Origin of the sequence: Micromonospora sp. NPDC049107 (assembly GCF_040648595.1) — a bacterium.
In the GTDB taxonomy this organism is placed as follows: domain Bacteria; phylum Actinomycetota; class Actinomycetes; order Mycobacteriales; family Micromonosporaceae; genus Micromonospora.
The window spans coordinates 94,488-116,352 of the sequence record NZ_JBEZEC010000013.1 but is presented as its reverse complement, the minus strand read 5'-3'; the positions used below and the strand labels follow the sequence as shown (position 1 = coordinate 116,352).

General features: G+C 72.2%; 23 protein-coding genes and 1 tRNA gene. 22 read left to right on the top strand and 2 right to left on the bottom strand.

The window, feature by feature from the left end; all coding sequences use genetic code 11:
• Together AB0B55_RS28315 and AB0B55_RS28310 are read left to right on the top strand one after the other, a co-directional pair.
• Nucleotides 1–972, top strand: coding sequence for a nucleoside triphosphate pyrophosphohydrolase (locus AB0B55_RS28315; protein ID WP_357174970.1), 972 nt, complete (start codon nt 1–3; stop codon nt 970–972).
• A gap of 90 nt (nt 973–1,062) precedes the next feature.
• Nucleotides 1,063–2,682, top strand: a complete 1,620-nt coding sequence (locus AB0B55_RS28310) for a DUF885 domain-containing protein (RefSeq protein WP_357174967.1) — start codon at nt 1,063–1,065, stop codon at nt 2,680–2,682.
• Nucleotides 2,683–2,749: 67 nt separating this feature from the next.
• Here AB0B55_RS28310 and AB0B55_RS28305 read toward each other — a convergent pair whose 3' ends face one another.
• Nucleotides 2,750–3,442 carry a hypothetical protein gene (locus tag AB0B55_RS28305; RefSeq protein ID WP_357174964.1) on the bottom strand — a complete coding sequence of 231 codons (693 nt, stop codon included), beginning with the start codon at nt 3,440–3,442 and terminating at the stop codon, nt 2,750–2,752.
• Between the two features lie 213 nt (nt 3,443–3,655).
• Here AB0B55_RS28305 and eno point away from each other — a divergent pair, with 213 nt between their 5' ends.
• The 16 genes from eno to AB0B55_RS28225 all read left to right on the top strand — a co-directional run bounded on the left by eno (nt 3,656) and on the right by AB0B55_RS28225 (nt 17,431).
• A complete protein-coding gene (eno, locus tag AB0B55_RS28300; RefSeq protein WP_355048850.1) occupies nt 3,656–4,939 on the top strand; it encodes a phosphopyruvate hydratase in 1,284 nt (427 codons plus the stop codon).
• 80 nt (nt 4,940–5,019) lie between these two features.
• Nucleotides 5,020–5,661 (top strand): septum formation initiator family protein, encoded by a 642-nt coding sequence (locus AB0B55_RS28295; RefSeq protein ID WP_357174961.1) that lies wholly within the window; start codon nt 5,020–5,022, stop codon nt 5,659–5,661.
• Between the two features lie 34 nt (nt 5,662–5,695).
• Complete coding sequence (locus AB0B55_RS28290; protein ID WP_357174958.1) at nt 5,696–6,253, top strand: DUF501 domain-containing protein; 558 nt, start codon at nt 5,696–5,698, stop codon at nt 6,251–6,253.
• Nucleotides 6,250–6,771 (top strand): amino-acid N-acetyltransferase, encoded by a 522-nt coding sequence (locus AB0B55_RS28285; protein WP_357130123.1) that lies wholly within the window; start codon nt 6,250–6,252, stop codon nt 6,769–6,771. Before AB0B55_RS28290 ends, AB0B55_RS28285 begins: the two co-directional genes overlap by 4 nt.
• Before the next feature lie 153 nt (nt 6,772–6,924).
• Entirely contained in the window at nt 6,925–7,857 is a 933-nt protein-coding gene (locus AB0B55_RS28280; protein WP_357175047.1) for a Ppx/GppA phosphatase family protein, read from the top strand.
• Nucleotides 7,858–7,925: 68 nt separating this feature from the next.
• Complete coding sequence (locus AB0B55_RS28275) at nt 7,926–8,258, top strand: PadR family transcriptional regulator (RefSeq protein ID WP_007455685.1); 333 nt, start codon at nt 7,926–7,928, stop codon at nt 8,256–8,258.
• The gene (locus AB0B55_RS28270; protein ID WP_357174955.1) at nt 8,255–9,262 is read left to right on the top strand and encodes a hypothetical protein; all 1,008 of its coding nucleotides are present in this window, start codon (nt 8,255–8,257) and stop codon (nt 9,260–9,262) included. Before AB0B55_RS28275 ends, AB0B55_RS28270 begins: the two co-directional genes overlap by 4 nt.
• 130 nt (nt 9,263–9,392) lie before the next feature.
• Nucleotides 9,393–9,920 carry a hypothetical protein gene (locus tag AB0B55_RS28265; RefSeq protein WP_357130117.1) on the top strand — a complete coding sequence of 176 codons (528 nt, stop codon included), beginning with the start codon at nt 9,393–9,395 and terminating at the stop codon, nt 9,918–9,920.
• Nucleotides 9,921–10,121: 201 nt separating this feature from the next.
• A complete protein-coding gene (locus AB0B55_RS28260) occupies nt 10,122–10,805 on the top strand; it encodes a dienelactone hydrolase family protein (protein ID WP_357174952.1) in 684 nt (227 codons plus the stop codon).
• Nucleotides 10,798–11,538, top strand: coding sequence for a uracil-DNA glycosylase (locus AB0B55_RS28255; RefSeq protein ID WP_357130111.1), 741 nt, complete (start codon nt 10,798–10,800; stop codon nt 11,536–11,538). Before AB0B55_RS28260 ends, AB0B55_RS28255 begins: the two co-directional genes overlap by 8 nt.
• Nucleotides 11,539–11,558: 20 nt before the next feature.
• On the top strand, nt 11,559–12,362 hold the full coding sequence (locus tag AB0B55_RS28250; protein WP_357130108.1) for a DUF4129 domain-containing protein: 804 nt from the start codon (nt 11,559–11,561) through the stop codon (nt 12,360–12,362).
• Complete coding sequence (locus AB0B55_RS28245) at nt 12,359–12,943, top strand: hypothetical protein (protein WP_357130105.1); 585 nt, start codon at nt 12,359–12,361, stop codon at nt 12,941–12,943. The genes AB0B55_RS28250 and AB0B55_RS28245 overlap by 4 nt, the downstream gene beginning before the upstream one ends.
• A complete protein-coding gene (locus tag AB0B55_RS28240) occupies nt 12,943–13,950 on the top strand; it encodes a MoxR family ATPase (RefSeq protein ID WP_355048839.1) in 1,008 nt (335 codons plus the stop codon). Before AB0B55_RS28245 ends, AB0B55_RS28240 begins: the two co-directional genes overlap by 1 nt.
• Complete coding sequence (locus tag AB0B55_RS28235; protein WP_357130102.1) at nt 13,950–15,380, top strand: DUF58 domain-containing protein; 1,431 nt, start codon at nt 13,950–13,952, stop codon at nt 15,378–15,380. The genes AB0B55_RS28240 and AB0B55_RS28235 overlap by 1 nt, the downstream gene beginning before the upstream one ends.
• A 55-nt stretch (nt 15,381–15,435) precedes the next feature.
• Nucleotides 15,436–15,996, top strand: coding sequence for a hypothetical protein (locus AB0B55_RS28230; RefSeq protein ID WP_357130410.1), 561 nt, complete (start codon nt 15,436–15,438; stop codon nt 15,994–15,996).
• Nucleotides 15,997–16,099: 103 nt separating this feature from the next.
• Nucleotides 16,100–17,431, top strand: a complete 1,332-nt coding sequence (locus AB0B55_RS28225; protein ID WP_357130099.1) for an NAD(P)/FAD-dependent oxidoreductase — start codon at nt 16,100–16,102, stop codon at nt 17,429–17,431.
• Between the two features lie 92 nt (nt 17,432–17,523).
• On the opposite strand, the gene AB0B55_RS28220 is transcribed toward AB0B55_RS28225, so the two are convergent.
• On the bottom strand, nt 17,524–19,365 hold the full coding sequence (locus AB0B55_RS28220; RefSeq protein ID WP_357174949.1) for a hypothetical protein: 1,842 nt from the start codon (nt 19,363–19,365) through the stop codon (nt 17,524–17,526).
• 101 nt (nt 19,366–19,466) lie between these two features.
• On the opposite strand from AB0B55_RS28220, the gene AB0B55_RS28215 reads away from it, so the two are divergent.
• The 4 genes from AB0B55_RS28215 to AB0B55_RS28200 all read left to right on the top strand — a co-directional run bounded on the left by AB0B55_RS28215 (nt 19,467) and on the right by AB0B55_RS28200 (nt 21,813).
• Nucleotides 19,467–19,550: transfer RNA gene (locus AB0B55_RS28215), tRNA-Leu, on the top strand.
• A gap of 107 nt (nt 19,551–19,657) precedes the next feature.
• Complete coding sequence (locus AB0B55_RS28210) at nt 19,658–20,473, top strand: Bax inhibitor-1/YccA family protein (RefSeq protein ID WP_357130093.1); 816 nt, start codon at nt 19,658–19,660, stop codon at nt 20,471–20,473.
• Between the two features lie 136 nt (nt 20,474–20,609).
• The gene (locus tag AB0B55_RS28205) at nt 20,610–21,368 is read left to right on the top strand and encodes a Bax inhibitor-1/YccA family protein (RefSeq protein ID WP_357174946.1); all 759 of its coding nucleotides are present in this window, start codon (nt 20,610–20,612) and stop codon (nt 21,366–21,368) included.
• A gap of 124 nt (nt 21,369–21,492) precedes the next feature.
• The gene (locus AB0B55_RS28200; protein ID WP_357130087.1) at nt 21,493–21,813 is read left to right on the top strand and encodes a hypothetical protein; all 321 of its coding nucleotides are present in this window, start codon (nt 21,493–21,495) and stop codon (nt 21,811–21,813) included.
• Nucleotides 21,814–21,865: the final 52 nt, after the last annotated feature.

The window sequence follows — 21,865 nt, the reverse complement described above, 5'->3', positions numbered from 1 at the left end:
ATGACGGCACGGATCGTCCTGCTGGTCACCTCGCCCCGGCTGCCGGCCGGCCTGCTGACCTCGGCCGCCTGGGACGTCGTACGCCAGCATCCGGTGCTGACCGGCGCGGAGAGCGAGTTGACCACGGCCGTGCGGCAGGCGGGCGCCGAGGTGACCGTCGTGGCTGGCCCGGCCACGCAGGCGTTGCTGGACACGGTCGCGGAGCACGGTACGGCGGTCTGGCTGGCCGGACCGGCCGGGGACGAGTCGTTGGCAAGGGAGTTGGGTCTGCGGCTGGCCCGGGAGCCGGGGCTCGCCGAGATGGAGCTGATGTACGGCTCGTGGGATCCGCCGGGGGCACGGCTGCTCGACGCGGTGGCCGTGCTGGACCGGCTGGCCTCGCCGGGCGGTGACCCGTGGAAGCGGGCGCAGACGCACCGTAGCCTCGCGGGTTACCTGCTGGAGGAGAGCTACGAGGCGTACGACGCGATCAGCGCCGACGACACCGACGCGCTCCGCGAGGAGTTGGGCGACGTGCTGCTCCAGGTGGTGCTGCACGCGCGGCTCGCCGAGGAGCTGCCCGAGGGTGAGCGGTGGAACATCGACGACGTGGCCGGTGGCCTGGTCGACAAGATGATCCGGCGCAATCCGCACGTCTTCGCCGGTGCGGAGGCGGGCACGCTGGAGGAGATCACCGCCAACTGGGAGCGGATCAAGCGGGTCGAGAAGGCGCGCGACTCGGTGTTGGACGGCGTGGCGTTCAGCCAACCTGCCCTGTCCCTGGCCGCGCAGATCCTCGCCCGCGCCGCCCGCGCCAACCTGACCGTCGAAACCCCGTCCCCCGACACGGGGCTGGACGAGGAGGAGCGCCTAGGCGCCACCCTCCTGACCCTGGTCTCAGAAGCCCGCAAGGCCAACCTCGACCCCGAGGCAGCCCTGCGCCGCGCGACCCTGACCCACGCCGAATCCATCCGCGCCGCCGAACGAGGTTGATCAAGAGGTTCGCGTCAGGATCCGGCTCGTATCTGACGCGAACCTCTTGATCAACACGGCTGGGTGCGGGGTGGTCGGTAGGGTTGTCCGGTGGAAGCGTTTGGGGTACTGGCTGAGCGGGTTGTCGAGGCACTGCTGGAGGCGCGGCCGGGGGTTGCCACCTCGGCTGGCGATCATCGGTTCGACGATCGGCTTCCTGACCTGTCCGCCGACGCGTTGGCCGCCGACCGGGTGATGCTCACCGACGCGGCGAACGCACTCTCCGAACTGGACCCGGACGCGCTCGACGTCGACGAACAGGTCGACCACGCGCTGCTCACCTCCTTCGTCGACCGGGAGCTGTTCGAGCTCACCGAGATCCGGTCGCACGAGTGGGACCCCCTGTTCCACAACCCCGGCCCGCTGCTGCACCCCCTGCTGGCCCGCCCGTACGCCCCGGCCGAGGTGCGCCTGACCCAGCTCGTCGGTCGGCTCGCCGCCGTACCGGATGCCCTCGCCACCGCACGCGCGACGCTGCGGGACATGCCGCGGATCCACGCGGAGACGGCGGTCGGGCAGTTCACCGGCACGGCCGTGCTCATCCGTGACGAGCTACCGGGCCTGATCGCGCAGGCGCCGGGCGGCTTCGAGCGGGTCGAGCCGGCGGCGACCGCCGCGATCGCCGCGCTGGACGAGTTCGTCGCCTGGCTGCGGGTCCGGTTGGCCGCCGACGCCGGGCCCGGCCGCGACCCGCGCCTGGGCCGCCGACGCTGGGAGGCGCGGCTCTGGCACACCCTCGACACCGAGCTGGGGGCCGCCGAGATCCAGCGCCGGGCCTGGGCCAACCTGGACCGGGTCACCGAGGAGATCCGCGCGGCGGCCGTCGAGCTGGTCGGTGGTCCGGCCGACGACGAGACGGTACGCCGGGCGCTGGACCTGTTGGCCGCCGAGCACCCGGACGACTCGACGATCGTCGAGCTGGCCGGTGTGACCCTGGACGAGGCGACCGATTTCGTCCGGCTGCACGACCTGGTCACCCTGGTCGACGACCGGTGCGTGATCCAGGAGATGCCGGAGTTCGCGCGGGGCGTCGCGGTGGCGTACTGCGACTCGCCCGGCCCGTTGGAGACCGCGGCGGTGCCGACGTTCTACTGCATCGCGCCCACCCCGGCGGACTGGTCGGCGCAGCGTGTCGACTCCTTCTACCGCGAGTACAACGATCACATGGTTCGTAACCTGACCGTGCACGAGGCGATGCCCGGCCACTTCCTCCAGCTCGCCCACGCCCGGCGGCACGTCGGCGGCACGCGGGTGCGGGCGTTGGCCCGCTCCGGCCCGTTCGTCGAAGGCTGGGCCGTGTACGCCGAGGAGCTGATGGCCGGTCTCGGCTTCGGCGGTCTGCCGGTGCGGATGCAGCAGCTCAAGATGCAGCTCCGCATGACCATCAACGCGCTGCTCGACCAGTTGGTGCACGCCGAGGAGCTGCCCGAGGCCGAGGCCATGGCGTTGATGACCGGTCGTGGCTTCCAGGAGGAGGGGGAGGCCGCCGGCAAGTGGCGCCGGTCCCTGCTCACCTCGACGCAGCTCTCCACGTACTTCGTCGGGTACAGCGAGGTGGCCGAGATCGCCGCCGCCCGCCCGGAGGGGGTGTCGGCGCGCGACTGGCACGACGCGATGCTCGCCCACGACTGCCCGCCGCCGCGCCACCTGCGCGCCCTGCTCGGCGTCTGACGCCCGCCGGGCCGTCGGACGGTCACCCGTCGCGCCGGCACAGCCAGCAGGAGCCGGGGGTACGACGTCAGGAGCCGCCGGGGCGGTTGTCGACGACGCCTGCTCCGGCGGGCGGGTCGAACGCGTCCTTCTCGACCGACTCGGAGTAGTCGCTCAACGCCAGCTCCATTGGTTTGCCGTCGACCGAGCCGAGGAAGCTGCCGAGCACACCCTCGGTGGTCACGCAGGCGCTGAAGTCGCCGTCCGAGCGCTGTACCTCGACGCAGGCGGCGTGGTGCCCGGCGACGGTGGTGTCGCTCTGCTTGATCACTGCCTGCGGGTCGAGGGCGGCGGCGGTCAGCAGGCCGACCACCACGGGCGGGGTGACGAGACCCTGCTGGTTCGCCTCGTCGAACAGCGCCACCGTGGGCTTGCTGCCGGGGGTGGGTGGCGCGACGAGTGTGCACGCCATCCGACCGCCGGTCGCTGTGCAGCGGGTGACGGCGTCGGGGGTGACGGTGAGCCGCCCACCCGGGTAGGTGTAGGCGGAGCGGGCCGGGTCCTGCGCCTGGACGATCGCGGCGGTCTGGCCGCCGGGCAGTTGGTAGTCGGCCGTGTAGGTCAACTCCAGTGCCCGGTCGAGGCGGGCGGCGAGGTCGTTGACGAGATCCGAGCGACCCATGGCGCTGCCGGCGTCCTCGAATGTCTGACAGCCGGTGACCGTGAGCGACGCGATGACCGACACGGCGAGCATGCGGAGGGTGGTCGTGGCGGCGGGCATGGCGACCAGCCTGGTGGATCTAGTCCGCGCAGCGCAAACCCGTTGCCGGTTGACGCCCGGAAATACGGGAATGTCCGTCACCGCGGGGCGACTCGGGTGCGCGGGCGACGCCGTGCCCGATCTCGTCGCCCGATACGCTGCGTTCAACACCTGCCTCAGCCGCACCGTCGCGGCCCACCCACGGACCGGATCACAACAACGAGGAGCGACTCAGTGGCAACCATCGAGGGAATCGTCGCGCGGGAGATTCTCGACTCGCGGGGCAACCCGACGGTCGAGGTCGAGATCGGCCTGGACGACGGCACGGTGGCCCGCGCCGCGGTGCCCTCCGGCGCCTCCACCGGCGCGTTCGAGGCGATCGAGCTGCGCGACGGTGACGCCGACCGTTACCAGGGCAAGGGCGTGGAGAAGGCGGTCTCCAACGTCGAAGACAAGATCGTCGACCAGCTCATCGGCTACGAGGCCAGCGAGCAGCGGCTCATCGACCAGAAGATGCTCGACATCGACGGCACCGACAGCAAGTCGGAGCTGGGCGCGAACGCCATCCTCGGGGTCTCCCTCGCGGTGGCGAAGGCCGCCGCCAGCAGCGCCGAGCTGAGCCTCTTCCGCTACCTGGGCGGCCCGAACGCGCACCTGCTGCCGGTGCCGATGATGAACATCCTCAACGGTGGCGCGCACGCCGACTCCAACGTCGACGTCCAGGAGTTCATGATCGCGCCGATCGGCGCGCCCACCTTCCGCGAGGCGCTGCGCTCCGGCGCGGAGGTCTACCACGCGCTGAAGTCGGTGCTCAAGAAGAAGGGCCTGTCGACCGGGCTCGGTGACGAGGGTGGCTTCGCGCCGAACCTGCCCACCAACGCGGCTGCCCTGGACCTGATCGCCGAGGCGGTCGAGAAGGCCGGCTACCGGCTCGGCACCGACATCGTGTTCGCGCTCGACGTGGCGGCCACCGAGTTCTTCGAGAACGGCACCTACACCTTCGAGGGCGCCGCGAAGTCCGCCGAGGACATGAGCACCTACTACACCAAGCTCGCCGACGAGTACCCGATCGTGTCGATCGAGGACCCGCTGGCCGAGGACGACTGGTCCGGCTGGCAGACGCTGACCGCGTCGATCGGCGACCGGGTGCAGATCGTCGGTGACGACCTGTTCGTGACCAACCCGCAGCGCATCGCCCGTGGCATCGCGGAGAAGGCCGCCAACGCCGTCCTCGTGAAGGTCAACCAGATCGGTTCGCTGACCGAGACCCTGGACGCGGTGGACCTGGCCCACCGGGCCGGCTTCAAGTGCATGATGAGCCACCGCTCCGGCGAGACCGAGGACACCACCATCGCCGACCTGGCGGTCGCCACCGGCTGTGGTCAGATCAAGACCGGCGCTCCGGCCCGCTCGGACCGGGTCGCCAAGTACAACCAGCTGCTCCGGATCGAGGAGGAGCTGGCCGACGCGGCGCGCTACGCGGGCGCGGGTGCTTTCCCGCGTTACCGTTCGGCCTGAGTGGGGTTGCCGGGAGGCCCCAGGTGGGGCCTCCCGGCGCACGTACGCGACAGACGTAGCCTCGGGGGAGGGGTGTGACGATGCAGCGCCGCACACCGGGTGGTCAACGGCCCGCCCGCCGACCGGGTCAGGCTGGCCGGCCGGGTGCCGGGCGGGCCGCCCGCGGGTCGCTCCGGGACGCCGGCGTACGCGCCGAAACACGCGGCGCCGCCGGTCGCGCCCCGGGCACGGTCCGGGGCGCCGAGGGCGGACGCTCCGCGAGTCGTCCGGCCGCCGCCCGGCGTACCGCCGCCGGTGGCGGTGCCGTCAAGCGGCTCGCCGCACCCCATCCCCGTCGCTTCACCGGGCGGGCCACCGTCCTGTTCGCGGTGCTGATCGCGCTCGCCCTGGCGTACACCTACCCGGTGCGGGTCTACCTCGACCAGCAGGCCGACATCGAACGGATGGAGGCCGCGCAGACGGCGCAGGAGAAGGAGATCGCTCGACTCGCCGCCGAGGCCGCCAAGTGGCAGGACGACGAGTTCATCGAGACCAAGGCCCGGGAGCGGTTCTTCATGGGCCGGCCGGGCGAGAAGATGATGGTGGTCATGAACGACGCCGAGGGCGCGGCCCGCGACGCCGGCAAGCCGGCCGGTTCGGGTGCCCCGGCCGGGCCTTCGACCTGGTACGACACCCTCTGGTCGAGCGTGCGCGCGGCGGACAGCCAGCAGCCGGGCAAGTGATCCACCGATCAGCACACCAGGAGAGACGAGCACCGTGACTGTCGTACCCCCGTCGGAGCCGGCGGCGGATTCCGTACCCCTGCCGCAGCGGGAACCGGCGACCGAGGCCGACCTGGCCGCGGTGGCCGCGCAGCTCGGCCGCCCGCCCCGGGGCACCCGGGCGGTGGCCCACCGCTGCCCGTGCGGCCTGCCCGACGTGGTGGAGACGACGCCCCGCCTCGCCGACGGCACCCCGTTCCCGACGTTGTTCTACCTGACCTGCCCCCGGGCCACCGCGGCGTGCAGCCGGCTGGAGTCGGCGGGGCTGATGCGGGAGATGGCCGACCGGTTGGCGACCGATCCGGAGCTGGCCGCCCACTACCGGGCGGCGCACGAGGACTACCTCGCCCGCCGGAACGCGATCGGTGAGGTGCCGGAGATCGCCGGCATCTCGGCCGGTGGGATGCCGGGCCGGGTGAAGTGCCTGCACGTGCACCTCGGCCACGCCCTGGGCGCCGGCCCCGGCGTGAACCCGTTCGGCGACGAGACGTTGGCGCTGGTGGAGCCCTGGTGGACGGCGGGGCCGTGCGTGGACGTGCCCGACAGCGAATGACCACCCAGGCCGAGGGGCAGATCCTGCTGCGGCGTGCCCGCACCGGGGACGTGCGGGGCATCCGTCGACTGGTCGACACGTACACCAACGACCGGCGGCTGCTGAGCAAGGCCACCGTGACCCTGTACGAGCACGTGCAGGAGTTCCGGGTCGCGGTCCGGGCCGACGACGGCGTCGTGGTGGGCTGCGGGGCGCTGCACGTGATGTGGGAGGACCTGGCCGAGATCCGTACGGTGGCCGTGGATCCGTCCTGTCGAGGTCAGCACATCGGGCACCGGCTGGTCGGCGAGCTGATCGCCGCGGCCCGGGAGCTGGGTGTGGCACGGATCTTCGTGCTGACCTTCGAGACCCAGTTCTTCGGCTCGTTCGGTTTCCGCGAGATCGACGGCGCGCCGGTGCCGCAGCCGGTCTACGAGCAGCTGCTGCGCTCGTACGACGAGGGTGTCGCGGAATTCCTGGACCTGGAGCGGGTCAAGCCCAACACGTTGGGCAACACCCGGATGCTGCTGCGGTTGTAGTCACCGTTCGACGTCGAGCTGTCGGGCGCCGACCGCTCGGTTGAGCGTGATGCCGGTGCGTCATCAAGATGACCCAGAGGCATCACGCTCATCGGAGACTGGCCTCCCGGCGTCGGTGGCGGGCTGTCGTAGGGTTGCCGGGTGACGACGCGTGTGGCGGCCATCGACTGCGGGACCAACTCGATCCGACTGCTGGTCGCCGACCTGCCGGAGGAGTCGGCCGGGCCGCAGGCCCCGCTGACCGACGTGACCCGGCGGATGGAGATCGTCCGGCTGGGTCAGGGGGTGGACCGGACGGGCCGGCTCGCCCCGGAGGCGATCGAGCGGACCCGGGTGGCGCTCGCGTCGTACGCCGCCGACATCGAGAAGTTGGGCGCCCAGCGGGTGCGCATGTGCGCGACCTCCGCCTCGCGGGACGCTGCCAACGCCGCCGACTTCACCGAGATGGTGCGGCAGACCCTCGGCGTCGCGCCCGAGGTGGTGAGCGGCGACGAGGAGGCCCGGCTGTCGTTCACGGGGGCGGTGCGCGGGCTGCCGGCCGACGCCGAGGAGCCGTTCCTCGTCGTCGACATCGGCGGCGGCTCGACCGAGTTCGTGGTCGGTGACCGGGCCGGTGTGCGGTCGGCCATCTCGGTGGACATCGGCTGCGTCCGGATGACCGAACGGCACCTGGCGGGTGACCCGCCGACGCCGGAGCAGGTCGCGGCGGCGGAGGCCGACGTCGCCGCCGTCGTGGACCGGGCGCTCGCGGCGGTGCCCGGCCGCGAGGCGGCCACCCTCATCGGCCTCGCCGGTTCGGTCACCACCGTGGTCGCCATCGCTCAGAACCTTCAGGGGTACGACCCGGAGCGCATCCACCACGCCCGGGTGTCGTACGAGGCGGTGGCGCGGGTGACTGCGGACCTGCTGGAGCGGACCAGCGCGCAGCGGCTGGAGATCCCGGTGATGCATCCGGGACGGGCCGACGTGATCGGTGCGGGGGCGCTGGTGCTGCGCGTGATCATGGAGCGGGCCGGCATGCCCTCGGTGGTGGCGTCCGAGCACGACATCCTCGACGGCATCGCCTGGAGCCTCCAACCCGTCTGATGCTGATCGACACCCACACATCGGCGAGTCGTTGACGCTACTTCGCATTGCACACTAGTGTGCAATGCGTGGACACCACACAATTGTTGAAGGGCGTGCTCGATCTGGCCGTCCTGGCCGTCCTGCGCGAAGAGGACGGTTACGGCTACGACATCCTGCGCCGGCTCCGCGAGGCCGGCCTGGAGGAGATCGGCGACGCCTCGGTCTACGGCACCCTGCGCCGTCTCTTCGCCGCCGGCCTGCTCACCACCTACGTCGTGCCGAGCGAGACCGGGCCGCACCGCAAGTACTACTCGCTCAACGCCGCCGGGCGTGACCAGTTGACCCGCTCCGGCAAGCTCTGGCGCTCGTTCGCCACCACCATGGACACGCTGCTCGACGATCGGGGGCTGGCGGCATGACCGTCATGGAGCAGGAGATCACCGACTACGTGGCGCGGGTCCGGGCCGCACTGGCCGACCTGCCGCCGGATCGCCGCACCGAGCTGACCGAGGACCTCGCCGACCACCTCACGGAGGTCGCCGCCGAGGCCGAGGGCACCCTCGTCGAGCGGCTGGGCGAGCCGGAGGCGTACGCCGCCGAGCTGCGCGCCGCTGCCGGCGTCGGTGTCGGCGGCGGTCGCAACCTGGACCACCGGGTCGCCGCCGCCGTGGTCCGGGTCCGCAGCCGCCTGCGCGCGCTCGACTCCCGGCTCGGCCCACCCCTGGGGTACGCGACGGCGAGCGAATTCCTCCGTCTGCTGCGCCCCGCCTGGTGGGTGCTGCGCGGCTACCTGGCGGCCATGCTGCTCACCGTGATCAGCACCGGCGGCAGCTTCGGGGTGCTGCCCCGCTTCGGTGGGGAGTTGCTCGCCGGTCTGATCATGCTGGTGGGCTTCGTGCTCGCCTCGATCTGGCTCGGCCGCCGTTCGGCCCAGCTCACCCGCTGGCCGCGCTCGGCGGTGCAGGTCGGCAGCGCGGTGCTCGTCGTCTTCGCGCTCTCCGCTCTCATGCAGGCCGAGGACCGGATGCGGTACGGCGACTACGGCATCGATCCGACGTCGATCAACGACCCGTACAGCCAGGTGCGGGACGTCTTCGTCTACGACAGCGAGGGTCGGCTGGTGGAGAACGCCCGGCTCTTCGACCAGAACGGCAATCCGATCCGGCTGGGCTACCCGGACTGTGAAGGCCGCGTCGACGAGTACGGCAACCCGCTGCTGCGGCCGTACCCGTACTGTCCGGACCGGCCGCCGTTCGGGCCCCGGGGTCCGCGACTGCCCGAGGCGCCGACCAGCACGCCGTCGGCCAGCGAGTCACCCACCGGCACGCCGACCCCGACCGTGACGCCGGCAAGCCCGAGCGCAGCGCCGGCAAGCTCGAGCGCGACGCCGAGTGACGAGCCGACCCCGACCCCGACGAGCTGAGGGGCGATGTGAACCAGATCATGCACGCGATGCTGGGAAATAGCTGAACGGACGAGGCGAGCGGGACGGCACCGGAAATCAATGATCGTTACGGTGTCGTCTGCTCATTCATCCCTCGGAAGGAACCCCCGTGTCAGAGCAGGTCGCACCGCCCCCCGCGTCCGACGCAGCGCCGGCCCAGCCGGCCGCCGAGACGCCGGCCCAGCCGGCCGTCGGCACGCCGGCCCAGCCGGCCGTCGAGACGCCGCCGCCGGCCGAGCCGGAGGGTAAGTCCGGCGGTAAGAAGGCGCTCGGCATCATCGGCGCGATCGTCATCTTCCTCGTCATCGCCGGCCTGAAGTTCGGCCTCGGCACGGCCATCGGCAACTTCGTGAACAAGGACGAGACCGCTGACGCGAAGGCCGGCGACTGCATCGCCGAGCTGCCCGAGATCAAGGGGGACAAGGAGGAGAAGGTCGACGGCGCCAAGGTCGTCGAGTGCACCTCCACCGACGCCGCGTACAACGTGGTCGGTCGGCTCGACGGGCAGACCGAGACCCAGGCCAAGTCCGAGACCACCTGCAACGAGTTCTTCAAGGAAGGCCAGGAGGGGTACGTCTTCTACAGCATCGAGTCGGGCAAGAAGGGCTACGTGCTCTGCCTGACCAAGAAGGCCTGATAACACGCCTGAAGCACCGATGACGGCGGCGGGGAACATTCCCCGCCGCCGTCGGCGTACCCGCAGTCAACGCCCGGCGAACGGGAGGTAAATGCCACTGTTCCGACGTCTTCCCGGCCGGGGTCACGGCGTGGCAGGCTACCGGCACGTAGGACCACTGGGCGACCAGCCAACGATGACTGACCGCTAGGAGGACGGCCGATGGGCGACATGGTGAGCTACCGCAGCAACGGGGGCACGAGCGAGGGGTATCTCGCGATACCCGCGAGCGGCACGGCCAGCCCGGCCGTCATCGTCCTGCAGGAGTCGTGGGGCCTGGTCCCGCACATCCGGTCGGTCGCGGACCGGTTCGCCGAGGCCGGCTTCGTCGCCCTCGTCCCGAACTTCCGGCACGACACGGAGACCAACCAGGCGGTCGAGGCGCAGCACGAGTTGGCGACGCGAGTGGCCGAGGCGGCGAAGGACGTCGCGGACGCCGCCGACTACCTCGCCGGGCGTCCCGAGGTCACCGGCAAGGTCGGCGCGGTCGGGTTCGGCGCCGGTGGCAGCCTGGCTCTCAAGTCGGCGACCCGCTCCGAGCGGATCGTGGCCACCGCGGGCTTCTATCCCGCCCTGTCGGGGGAGTCGATGCGTTCCGACTGGGTCGACTACGCCGGCAAGGCGGCCATCGTCCACTGCTCCGATCAGGACGGCACCTCCACCGACGAGGGTGTGCAGGCCGTACGTCGCGCCGTCGAAGAGGCCGGCGGCACCTGCCAGCTCTACGACTACCCGGGCACCTCGCACGGGTTCTTCGACGACGACCGGCCGGAGGCGTTCGACCAGCGCGCCGCCTCCAGCGCGTGGGCGCGCACCCTCGAACTCTTCCGGGCCAAGCTTGGCTGAGTCCCGTACCCCCGATCAGGTCGTCGCCCGTGCCGCGCGGGCGGCGGACCTGGCCGATCTCGACGCCGCGGTCAGCGACTGTTTCGCCTGCCCCCGGCTGGTCGGGTGGCGGGAGGAGGTGGCCCGCACCCGGCGGGCGGCCTTCCGCGACCAGGAGTACTGGGGTCGGCCGGTGCCCGGATTCGGGCCCGGCGACGCGCGCATCGCCATCCTGGGCCTCGCGCCCGCCGCGCACGGCGGCAACCGCACGGGCCGGATCTTCACCGGCGACCGCTCGGGCGACGTGCTCTTCGCGGCCCTGCACCGGGCCGGCCTGGCCAACCAGCCGACCAGCGTCGCCGCCGACGACGGGCTCACCCTGCGGGACACCCGGATCTTCTCGGCCGTCCGCTGCGCGCCGCCGGACAACAAGCCCACCCCGGACGAACGGGACACCTGCGCGCCCTGGCTGCACCGTGAGGTCACGCTGATCCGACCCACCCTGCGCGTCGTGGTCGCGCTGGGCGCGTTCGCCTGGGCCGCGTGGTGGCCGGTGCTCCGCCACGTGTACGGGCAGCGCCCGCCCAGCCCGCGACCGGCGTTCGGCCATGGGGCACACTGGTCCGGCGCGGCCGTGCCGGAGTTGCTCGGTTGCTACCACGTCAGCCAGCAGAACACCTTCACCGGGCGGCTGACACCGGGGATGTTGGACGACGTCTTCGGCCGGGCCAAGCAGCTGGCCGAAGTGGACTGAGGACGCGTGGGGTGGTGGCGATGACGACCGGAACACGCCCGCCCGCGCCGTCGCCGCCCGCCGGATCGGGTGTGGTCCGCCCGGTGCTCGGCCTGCTGCGCCGTTGGTGGCCGGTGGGTGTGGTGGCGGCCCTGCTCGCGGCGGCCGCGCTCGCGTCCGCCCACTCGTCGATCGGCGCGAGCCGGATCCCGCCGGCCGCCTCGAACGTGCCGTGGGTACCGGAATACCCGACGGACGTGCCGTCGCCGTCGATCCCCGTCGAACCGAGGGACGCCGGCGAGGCCACCCAGGCGCACATCCCGCAGTGGATCGCGACTGTGGCGATGGCCCTGCTCGGGCTGGCGATCCTCGCGGTGCTCGGCTACCTGACCTGGATCCTGCTGCGTGGCGCGCTGCGTCGTACCTCGCGGGTCCTACCGGCGCAGCGGGCCCGGCGTACGGCCGAGGGCACGGCCCGCGAGGTGGTCGCCGCCCTGGACGCCGGCCTGGTGGAGCTGGACGACCAGTCCACCGATCCGCGGGTCGCGGTCATCGCCTGCTGGGTACGTCTGGAGGAGGCCGCCTCCGCCGCCGGTGTGCCCCGGCATCTCGGCGACACACCGACCGACCTGGTCACCCGGTTGCTGCGGGGCGACGAGTCGACAGGTGTCCCGGCGATCGTCAGCGCCGACGTGCTGGCCGAGTTCGCGCACGTCTACCGCGAGGCCCGGTACGCCACGCGTGAGGTCGGCGCGGGCACCCGCGACCAGGCCCGTGCCGCGCTGCGGCGGTTGCGTGGCGAACTCACCATCGTGACGACTGGCCCGCCCGAGGTGCCGGCATGAGTGGCAGCGCCAGCATCGACGACCTGCTCACCTTCGAGGAGGAGCGGCCGAGGCACGACGACGGGCGGTCCGGTGGCCGGGCCGGGCGGGTGTTCCGGGCCCTTCTCGGCAACGCGGCCCTGGTCGCCGTCCTCGTCGTCGGTCTGCGGGCGGTCGGCCTGCAGATCTCCCTGGCGATCCTGATCGCCGGGGTGTTCGCCGTGTCCGCGGTACGCCGGGTCGCCGCCGCGCTCGCACCGCCACCCGCGGCGAGGTCCCGCACCCGGCTCGCCCAGGACGACGACGGCACCTGGAACTGGGGTGCCCGGGACGCGCTGCGCGCCGCGATCAACGGCTGGGAACTGCCGCTGGACTGGTCCACCACGCGACCCGAACGCTTCACCGGGGTGATCCTGCCCCGGCTCGCGGAACTGGCCGACGAGCGGCTTCGCCTGAAGCACTCCGTGACCCGTGAGTCGGATCCGGTCCGCGCCCGCGCCCTGCTGGGCGACCGGCTGTGGACGTTCCTGGAAACCCCGCCCCGACGCCCCCCGTCGCCGCGCGATCTCGCGGTGATCGTCGCCGAACTGGAGAAGATCTGATGAACGACGTGGACCGGAGCATGCCCGCCACCGAGGTCGGTCGCCTGGCGCGGGCCGTCCTGGACGCGGTCGGCACCGTCGTGGTCGGCAAGCGCGACGCGTTGGAACTGGTCCTCGCCGGCATCCTGGCGGGTGGGCACGTGCTCCTGGAGGATCTGCCCGGCCTCGGCAAGACGCTGACCGCGCGCTCCTTCGCGCAGGCGCTCGGGCTGGACTTCCGCCGCCTCCAGTTCACCCCCGACCTGCTCCCCGCCGACGTCACCGGCTCCTTCCTCTACGACCAGCGCAACGGCGACTTCACCTTCCGGGCCGGGCCGGTCTTCACCAACCTGCTCCTCGCCGACGAGATCAACCGGACGCCGCCGAAGACCCAGTCCGCGCTGCTCGAGGCCATGCAGGAGAAGCAGGTCTCGGTCGAGGGCGTCACGTACAAACTGGACGAGCCGTTCCACGTGCTGGCGACCGCCAACCCCATCGAGTACGAGGGCACGTACCCGCTGCCCGAGGCGCAGCTCGACCGGTTCCTGCTCCGGGTCTCCTTCGGCTACCCCCACCAGGAGGAGGAGTGGGAGGTGCTGCGCCGCCGGATGGGCCGCCGCCGCGAGGAGGCGGACATCAAACCGGTGGTGGACGCCGCCACCCTGCGGGCCATGCAGGCCGCCCTGGAGGACGTGGTGGTGGAGGACTCGATCGGCCGGTACATCGTGGCGCTCACGGCGGCCACCCGGGAACACCCGTCGGTGCTGGTCGGCGCCTCGCCGCGTGGCTCGTTGGCGTTGCTGCTGCTGTCCCGGGTACGCGCGGTGTTCGACGGCCGGGACTACGTGGTGCCGGAGGACGTCAAGGCGGTCGCCGCCCCCGCGCTCGCCCACCGGATCACCCTGCGCCCCGAGATGTGGCTGCGCCGCGTCGACCCGGCGTTCGTGGTCGGAGAGGTGTTGGAGGGGACGCCGGCTCCGGCCAGCGGCGCCCTGCCCAGCTACGCCGCCGGCGGGCCCCGGCACTGATGACCGGTCCGACCGCGTCCGCGCCGCGATCCACCGAGCCGGAATCGAGCGCCGGCTGGGCGCCCACCCCCGCGCTCGGCCGCGCCGTGCTGCTCGCCGGCCTGTTGCTGGTGGCGGGGGTGCTGCTGGGACGGGTCGACCTCGTCGTGCTGGCGGCGCCGCTCGCGCTGGGTACCGCGTACGCGCTGCGTCGCCGGCCCACCGCGCTGCCGCAGGTCTGGATCACCAGTGCCGAGGACGGACCGCTGGTCGAGGGCGGTGAGGTGGCGGCGGCGGTGAGTGTCGGCAACCCGGACACGGTCGACTACGACCTTGTGGTGGTTCGGTCGCGGGTCTCGCCGTGGCTGCGGATCGCCCGTGCCGGTTTCGCCGGTGTCGAACCCGTCGCCGCGCCGCCAGCCACCGCCACCTCGCCCGCCCCCGGCCGGGGACGCTCGGCCGCCGACCGGCCGTTCGTGACCTCGGTGCCCAGCGGCGCGGCGGTGGACCTGGAACTGGCCGGGCGGGCTCTGCGGTGGGGTCGGCACCCCGTCGGCCCGGCCGGGGCGCGGGTCGCCGCGGCGGGCGGCCTGCTGGTGTCCCGGGCGGTGATCACCGAACCGGTCGGGGTACGGGTCTACCCGCGTACCGAGCCGTTCGAGGCGGTGGAGGCGATGCCCCGCGCCGCCGGTCTGGTGGGCGCGCACCACTCCCGCCGTCCCGGAGAGGGCGGTGAGCTGGCCGGAGTGCGGGTCTTCGCCCCGGGCGACCGACTCCGCCGCGTCGACTGGCGGGTGTCGCTGCGCGCCCGGCAGTTGCACGTCGCGGCGACGCTGTCCGACCGCGACGCCGAGGTGGTGGTGCTGCTCGACCTGCTCGCCGAGGCGGGCCGTTCCGGCGGTGTGGACGGCGCCGCGTCCGTACTGGACACCACCGTGCGGGCCACCGCCGCGATCGCCGAGCACTACCTGCACCGGGGCGACCGGGTGTCGCTGCTCGAGTACGGGCCGGGCGCCCGCCGACTGCGCCCCGGCGCCGGCCGCCGGCAGTACCTGACGGTGCTGGAATGGCTGCTCGACGTACGCGCCGAGGCGGCTCAGCACGAGCCATACGACCAGGTCTTCGGTCCGCAGTTGCTCTCCTCGGACGCGCTGGTGGTGGTCCTCACCCCGCTGCTGGACGAGCGGTCGGCGCAGATGCTGGCACGGCTGGCGCGCGCCGGCCGCTTCGTGGTGGCGGTCGACACGTTGCCGGCCGACCTGACTCCGCCGAAGGACCGGGGGTGGGCCGAGGTGGCGTACCGCCTGTGGCGACTGGACCGGGAGACGATGATCGGGCAACTCCGGGAGCACGGTGTGCCCGTGGTGCGCTGGGCCGGCGCGGGCAGCCTGGACCAGGTGTTGCGGGACGTGGCCCGGCTGGCGACGGCCCCAAGGGTGGGTGCCCGGTGAGCGCGAGGAGTGAGCCGGGTTTGCGAGCCCCGCAGTCGCGAACGACAGGAGCATGGTGAACGCGATCGGGGAGCGGGTTCGGGCCGCTCAGGACGCCGTGACCCGGATCAGCGCCATACCGCTGCTGGTACGGGTCGCCATCTTCGTCACGACGCTGGCCGGTTTCGCGGTGGCGTTTCCCGGCGAGGTGTTGACCGGTCGGCCGCTGCTGTTCCTGGCGGTCGCCGCGCTACTGCCGGCCGTGGGTCCGCGCCGGTTGTGGCCGACGTTCGCGGCGCTGGTGATGGCGGGTGGCTGGCTGCTCGCGACCGACGGGTACGGCCGGCCGGTGGCGTTGTGGCGGTTGCTCGCCGTCGCCGCGCTGCTGTACCTGGGGCACTCCCTGTGCGCGCTGGCGGCACTGCTGCCGTACGACGGGGTGGTGGACTCCGGACTGATCAGCCGGTGGTTGTCGCGGGTGGCCGCGGTGCTCCTGGGTACGGCCGTGCTGGGGGTGCTGCTGTTGCGGGTGGCGGGTCTTGGTGGCGAGACCGGTCACCAGTGGGTCACCGTGCTCGGGCTGCTGGTGGCGGTGGGTGTCGCCGCGTTGCTGGGTTGGCTGCTGCGGCGTAGGTGAACCGGTGTTGCAACAGGGTTACGCAGGTCACAGGGGTTGTGTTCCGTCACAGATGGGGGGCGCGAGCGGGATTACCTGAGCAGGGCGGGGAAAGATAGATGACGTGAATCCGAAGCGGATCCTTGTGGTGGGTGCCGGGCACGTCGGTCTCTACGCCGCCCTGCGCCTGTCGAAGAAGCTCAGCTCCCGTGAGGCTGAGGTCATCGTCGTGGACCCCCAGCCCCACATGACCTATCAGCCGTTCCTCCCCGAGGCCGCGGCGGGGAACATCTCCCCCCGGCACGCCGTGGTGCCGCTGCGCCGCGAGCTGCGCCGGTGCACGGTGGTGGCGGGGACCGTGACGCGTGTCGAGCACGACCGCAAGGTGGCGACCGTGCAGCCGATCGCCGGCCCGGCCCGGGAGATCGCGTACGACCACGTGATCGTGGCCCCGGGGTCGGTGTCCCGGACGCTGCCGATTCCGGGCCTGCACGAGCAGGGCATCGGGTTCAAGACCATCGGCGAGGCGATCTACCTCCGCAACCACGTGCTGGACCGGCTGGACATCGCGGCCGCGACCCCGGACGCGGAGGTCCGCCGTTCGGCGTTGACCTTCACGTTCGTCGGCGGTGGGTACGCCGGCATCGAGGCGCTCGCCGAGATGGAGGACATGGCCCGGGACGCCCTGCGCTACTACCCGGAGCTGAAGCCGGAGGACATGCGCTGGGTGCTCGTCGAGGCGACCCAGCGGGTGCTCCCCGAGGTCGACCGGGACATGGGCGCCTACACGGTGCAGCAGCTCACGAAGCGCAACATGGACATCCGGCTGGACACCCGCCTGGAGTCCTGTGTCGACGGGGTGGTGAAGCTCTCCGACGGGGACAGCTTCCGGTCCGACACGATCGTGTGGACGGCGGGCGTGAAGCCGTCGCCGATGCTGGACGCGACGGACTTCCCGCGCGACGATCGTCGGCGGGTCACCTGCATCCCCACCCTGCAGGTGGTCGACGGTGACCGGGTGATCGAGGGCGCGTGGAGCGCGGGTGACTGCGCCGCCGTGCCGGACCTGACCAAGGAGCCGGGCAACTTCTGCTCGCCGAGCGCGCAGCACGCGGTGCGTCAGGCGGCGCGGATGGCCGACAACATCGTCGCGGTGATCCGGGGTCGCGAGCCGGTCGACTACAAGCACAAGCACGCCGGCAGCGTGGCCAGCCTCGGCCTGCACAAGGGCGTCGCCCAGGTGTACGGCATCAAGATGACGGGTTGGCCGGCCTGGTTCATGCACCGGACGTACCACATGAGCCGGATCCCCTCGTTCAACCGTAAGGTCCGGGTCGTGGTGGACTGGTCGCTGGCGTTCTTCCTCAAGCGTGAGGTGGTCGCGCTGGGCCAGTTGCACGACCCGCGCGAGGAGTTCGTCGAGGCGTCCCAGCCGGTCGGCGCTCCGCGCGTCTGACTTAGCTGTAAGGAAGGGCACCTTCTTATCGTTTCCGGTATAGAAGGGGGCCCTTCCTTTCACCTCGGCGGCATCGGCTTACCTCGGTGGCGTCAGACTCGCCAGATCCAGGCGTCGGCGATGCGGGTGGCGGGGCCGTACAACTGTTCCAGGGTTGCCCGCAGGCTGTCGGCGTGCGGGGCGTCATCGGTCAGTGCCACGCAGGACGCGCCCCAGAAGTCCGCGTCCTTCGCGGCCTGCCGGCGCTGCTCGTCACCGATGGCCGGTTGGTCGCCGCGGCGGGCGACGTCGGCCAGCAGGGCCGAGGTGGGCTGCTTGAAGGTGCCCATGGCGGCGGTGCCACCGCGCCCGTAGGGGCCGATGAAGAACCCCTCGGGCAGGCCGAAGCCGGCGTTGGCGGCGGCCGCCCAGCGCATCGACCACGGCTCCTTGGGGGTGGGCAGCGGCACCGGGACCAGCACACCACCGGGCTCGACGCACTGCCGCCAGTGTCCGCCGGTGACGAACTCCGGCAGGGCGGGCCGCCCGGCGGTCGGCAGCGGGGTCGGGAAGATCGGCAGGAGAGCCGCGACGACGGCGAGCGGCACCAGCCGACGCGCCCGCCCGGTGCTGGCCAGTGCCCGGTCGACGGCGAGAGCCAGCACCGTCGCCACGATCGGCAGCAGTGCCAGCCCGAACCGCATCGGCAACGCGCCGTCCACCACCGGCAGGCCGGAAAGCAGGGCGTACGGGCCGGGCAGCGCGGTGCGGGTGCCGCCGAGCACCACCTCCGGGCCGAGCGAGAGGGCGCCCATCACGAGGGCCGCCGCCACACACGCCAGGATCAGCCGGCGTCGCCCGGCCCAGATCGCGCAGACGGCGGTGACGAGCAGCAGCGGCCAGCCGAGGAAGGTGTTGTACTCGGCCGGCCCGGTGGTGAGTCGCGACGCCTCGTCGCTGCCGGCCACCGACAGCGGTGAGACCGCCCACCAGCTGCTCAGGTCGGCCGAGAAGTAGGCCGGGCTGAACATCCCGTCGGCGACACCCTGCGGCCCGGCGAACTGGAACCACAGCGGGTAGCCGAGCACCAGCATCGCCAGACCGGCGGCGATCGCCAGTCCGCCAGCGAACCCGGGCAGCGCTCTCCGGGCGAGGTTCCGGTCCGCGAGGGCGTAGGCGATCGCCATCACCAGCAGCGTGACGGCGCTGAGGAAGAGCACCTCCTCGCCGATGAAGACCTGTGCGGTCACGGCGACCGCCAGCCCGGCTGCGGAGCTGATCATCTGCCGTCGGTCCGGGCCGGTGGGCCGACCACGACCCTCGCCGGGGTCAGACGCCCGCAGCAGCCGTACCACCAGCCAGACGATCACCGGCACCAGCCACTGCGCCGTCATGTGCAGGTGGCTGTTGGTCTGCGAGACCATGCCGGGGCCGAAGCCGCACAGACCGCCGCCGAGCGCGGCGGCGAGCCGGCGGACGCGCATCGTCCGGTGGAACAGCAGGTACCAGGCGAGGGCGGTGCCGGCCAGGTTGGCGGCGGCGAGCAGCGCGAAGGAGGTGGGCGCACCGAACAGCAGGGTGACCGGGGCGCAGAGCACACCGAGCGCGATGATCGTGGTGTTGGCCATCAGGTTGACGCCGTCCGGGGCGTTGAGCCGGTCGGTGAGCAGGTGGAAGTCACCGAGCAGCGCTCGTGCGTCGACGGCCAGGAACCATTCGTAGAGCGTCTGGTCCTCGGGGTTGAGCGCCAACGTGCGCCCGCCCGGGTCGGGCCACAGCCCGTGGGTCAGCCAGCCGGCCAGCGCCACCCACACGAGGGCGACCAGTAGATCCGTCCGGTGGCGGCGGGCGGCCGTGCGCAGCCGTCCGGCCCGGCTCGCGCGCTCTGCCGGATCGGCGAGGCGGACCGCCTGGTCAGGGGCGGCGTCGGGGGCCGTGGGGGCTGCGCTGCTCACGGCATCGACCCTAATGTGGCCAAGCCGGCGGGGTACGCCGGGTCGCCGCCGACCGGCTACGGTGACACTGCACCGTGCGTGTCGACGCGCGGGTGCCACCCGCCCGGGTGGTGGAACGGCAGACACGGCCGCCTTAAAAGCGGCTGCCGAAAGGCGTGCGGGTTCGACCCCCGCCCCGGGCACCATCCGGCACGGCCTCGCGTTCCCATTCGTGATCACCAGGAGTGGGTCGGGCAGTTTACTCTTGGTGGGCACGTTCACGTGCAAACGACCCCCTGAGGGAGGCCAGACAGTGAAGACCTCGAACCCGGTGCTCGCCCGGCTCGGCCAGGCGGCCGAGCGGGAGCGCTCCGCCGGGTACGCACCGACCGGGCCGTACGGACAGCCCGGCATTCCGCAGCAGTACCCGTCCCAGACCGGCTACCCGGCCGCACCGCCCACCGTGGCGCCCATGACCGTCGACGACGTGGTCGTCAAGACGGTCGCCCTGCTCGGCATCCTCGGCGTCACCGCTGCGGCCGCCTGGGTGCTCGTGCCCGACTCGCTCCTCGGCGCCGCCTGGATCGGCGCGGCGGTGGTCGGCCTGGTGCTGGGCTTGATCATCTCGTTCTCCCGGATGGCCAACCCGGCGCTGGTCATCGCGTACGCGGTGGTCGAGGGCGTCTTCGTCGGCATGGTCAGCAAGGCGTTCGAGACCTTCTACGACGGCATCGTGCTTCAGGCCGCCGTGGCGAGCTTCGGCATCTTCTTCGTGATGACGATGGTCTACAAGGCGAAGATCATCCGGGCCACCCCGATGTTCGTGAAGATCGTGTCGACGGCCATCATCGGCCTCGCCGCGGTGATGCTGATCAACCTGGTGCTGGCGCTGTTCGGCGTCAACACCGGGCTGCGGGACGGCAGCCCGCTCGCGATCGGCTTCAGCCTCGTCTGCATCGTGGTCGCGTCGCTGAGCTTCGTGCTCAGCTTCAAGGAGATCGAGGACGGCGTCCGGATGGGCCTGCCCCAGCGCTACTCCTGGGTGGCCGCGTTCGGCATCCTGGTCAGCCTGGTCTGGCTCTACATCGAGATCCTGCGCCTGCTGAGCTACTTCCAGGGCGACGACTGACCTCGTCCGCACCGCTGACCGGCGCCCGCTCCCGCTTCCCGTGGGGGCGGGCGCCGTCGTCCGCGCCGTTTCGCCGCCACCGCCGGGCCGTCCGGGGGAGAGTGAATCTCCTGGGGTACGGGCGAAGGAGGCGACGGTGCGCAGCGACAACCCGGTGCTCAACCGGCTGGACGAGACCGGCCGGTTGGAGTCCCGGGTGGTCAGCTCCCGCGACGTCGAGCCGATGACGGTCGACGACGTCGTGGTGCGTACCGTCGGATTGCTCCTGCTCACCGGCGCGACCGCCGCGGTGTCCTGGGCGGTGGTGCCCGACGCGGTGTGGTTGGGCGCGGCCCTGGCCGGCACCGCCCTGGCCTCGATCGTGCTGGTCCTGGTCATCTCGCTGCGGGGGATCACCAATCCGGTGCCGATCATCGGCTACGCGCTGCTCCAGGGGCTGCTGCTCGGGGTGGCCAGCCGGGCCTTCGAACAGGTCTACCCGGGGATCGTCGTGCAGGCGGTGGCCGGCACCTTCGGTGTGTTCCTCGGCATGGCCGCGCTGTACCGGGCCCGGGTGATCCGCGCGACCCCCCGACTGGCCCGGCTGGTGATCGGCACGCTGCTCGGCATCGCCGTGCTGAGCGTGGTCAACCTCGTGTCGTACCTGATCTCCGGCCGGTCGGGGTTGGCGGTCTACAGCGTCAGCGGGGAGGTCGGCTGGCTGCCGTACGCCTTCTCGGTGGTGGCGATCATCGCGGGCGCGTTCAGCTTCATCCTCGACTTCGACCTGGTCGAGCGGTCGGTGCGCGACGGCCGACCGCGCCGGTACGCGTGGCTGAGCGCGTTCGGTCTGCTGACCGGCCTGGTGTTCCTCTACTGGCAGTTGCTGCGGTTGCTCAGCTACCTGCGCCGCTGATCGACTCGCTTTACCGAATGTCGGGGTGTCCGGGGCGCGGGGATGCCCCGGTTTCCAGAAAGTCGAGTTGATCTCGGCTGCTCCGGCCGGTTGTGCGGCGTGGGTCGACCGTAGACTCGGCGCGGTGAGCGTAGCGGAGTTGGAGCAGGCCGTGCGGTTGCTGGTCGGCCAGGTCGGGCACTGGGAACAGCCGCGCTGGGCCGCGACCGCGACCACCGGCAACGTGCCCCGCGCCGACCTGGTGCACCGTCTGGTGCAGGAGGTCGCCAACCTCGCGGCCGACGCCGAGGGGCAACCACGGCGAACCGTGCCCCGGCTCGACAACGACCTGGCCCTGCCCGACCAACTGCGGGTGGTGACGGCCGACCTGCTCGCCGCCGGGGCCGACGCCGAGGTGCTGACGCGGGCCGCCGCCGAGGTGACGGCGACCCGCAACGCGCTGTGAGTAGCGGCGCGCCCGGCGACCCAATGCGGCTCGCCGGCTGCCCCCGGGCAGC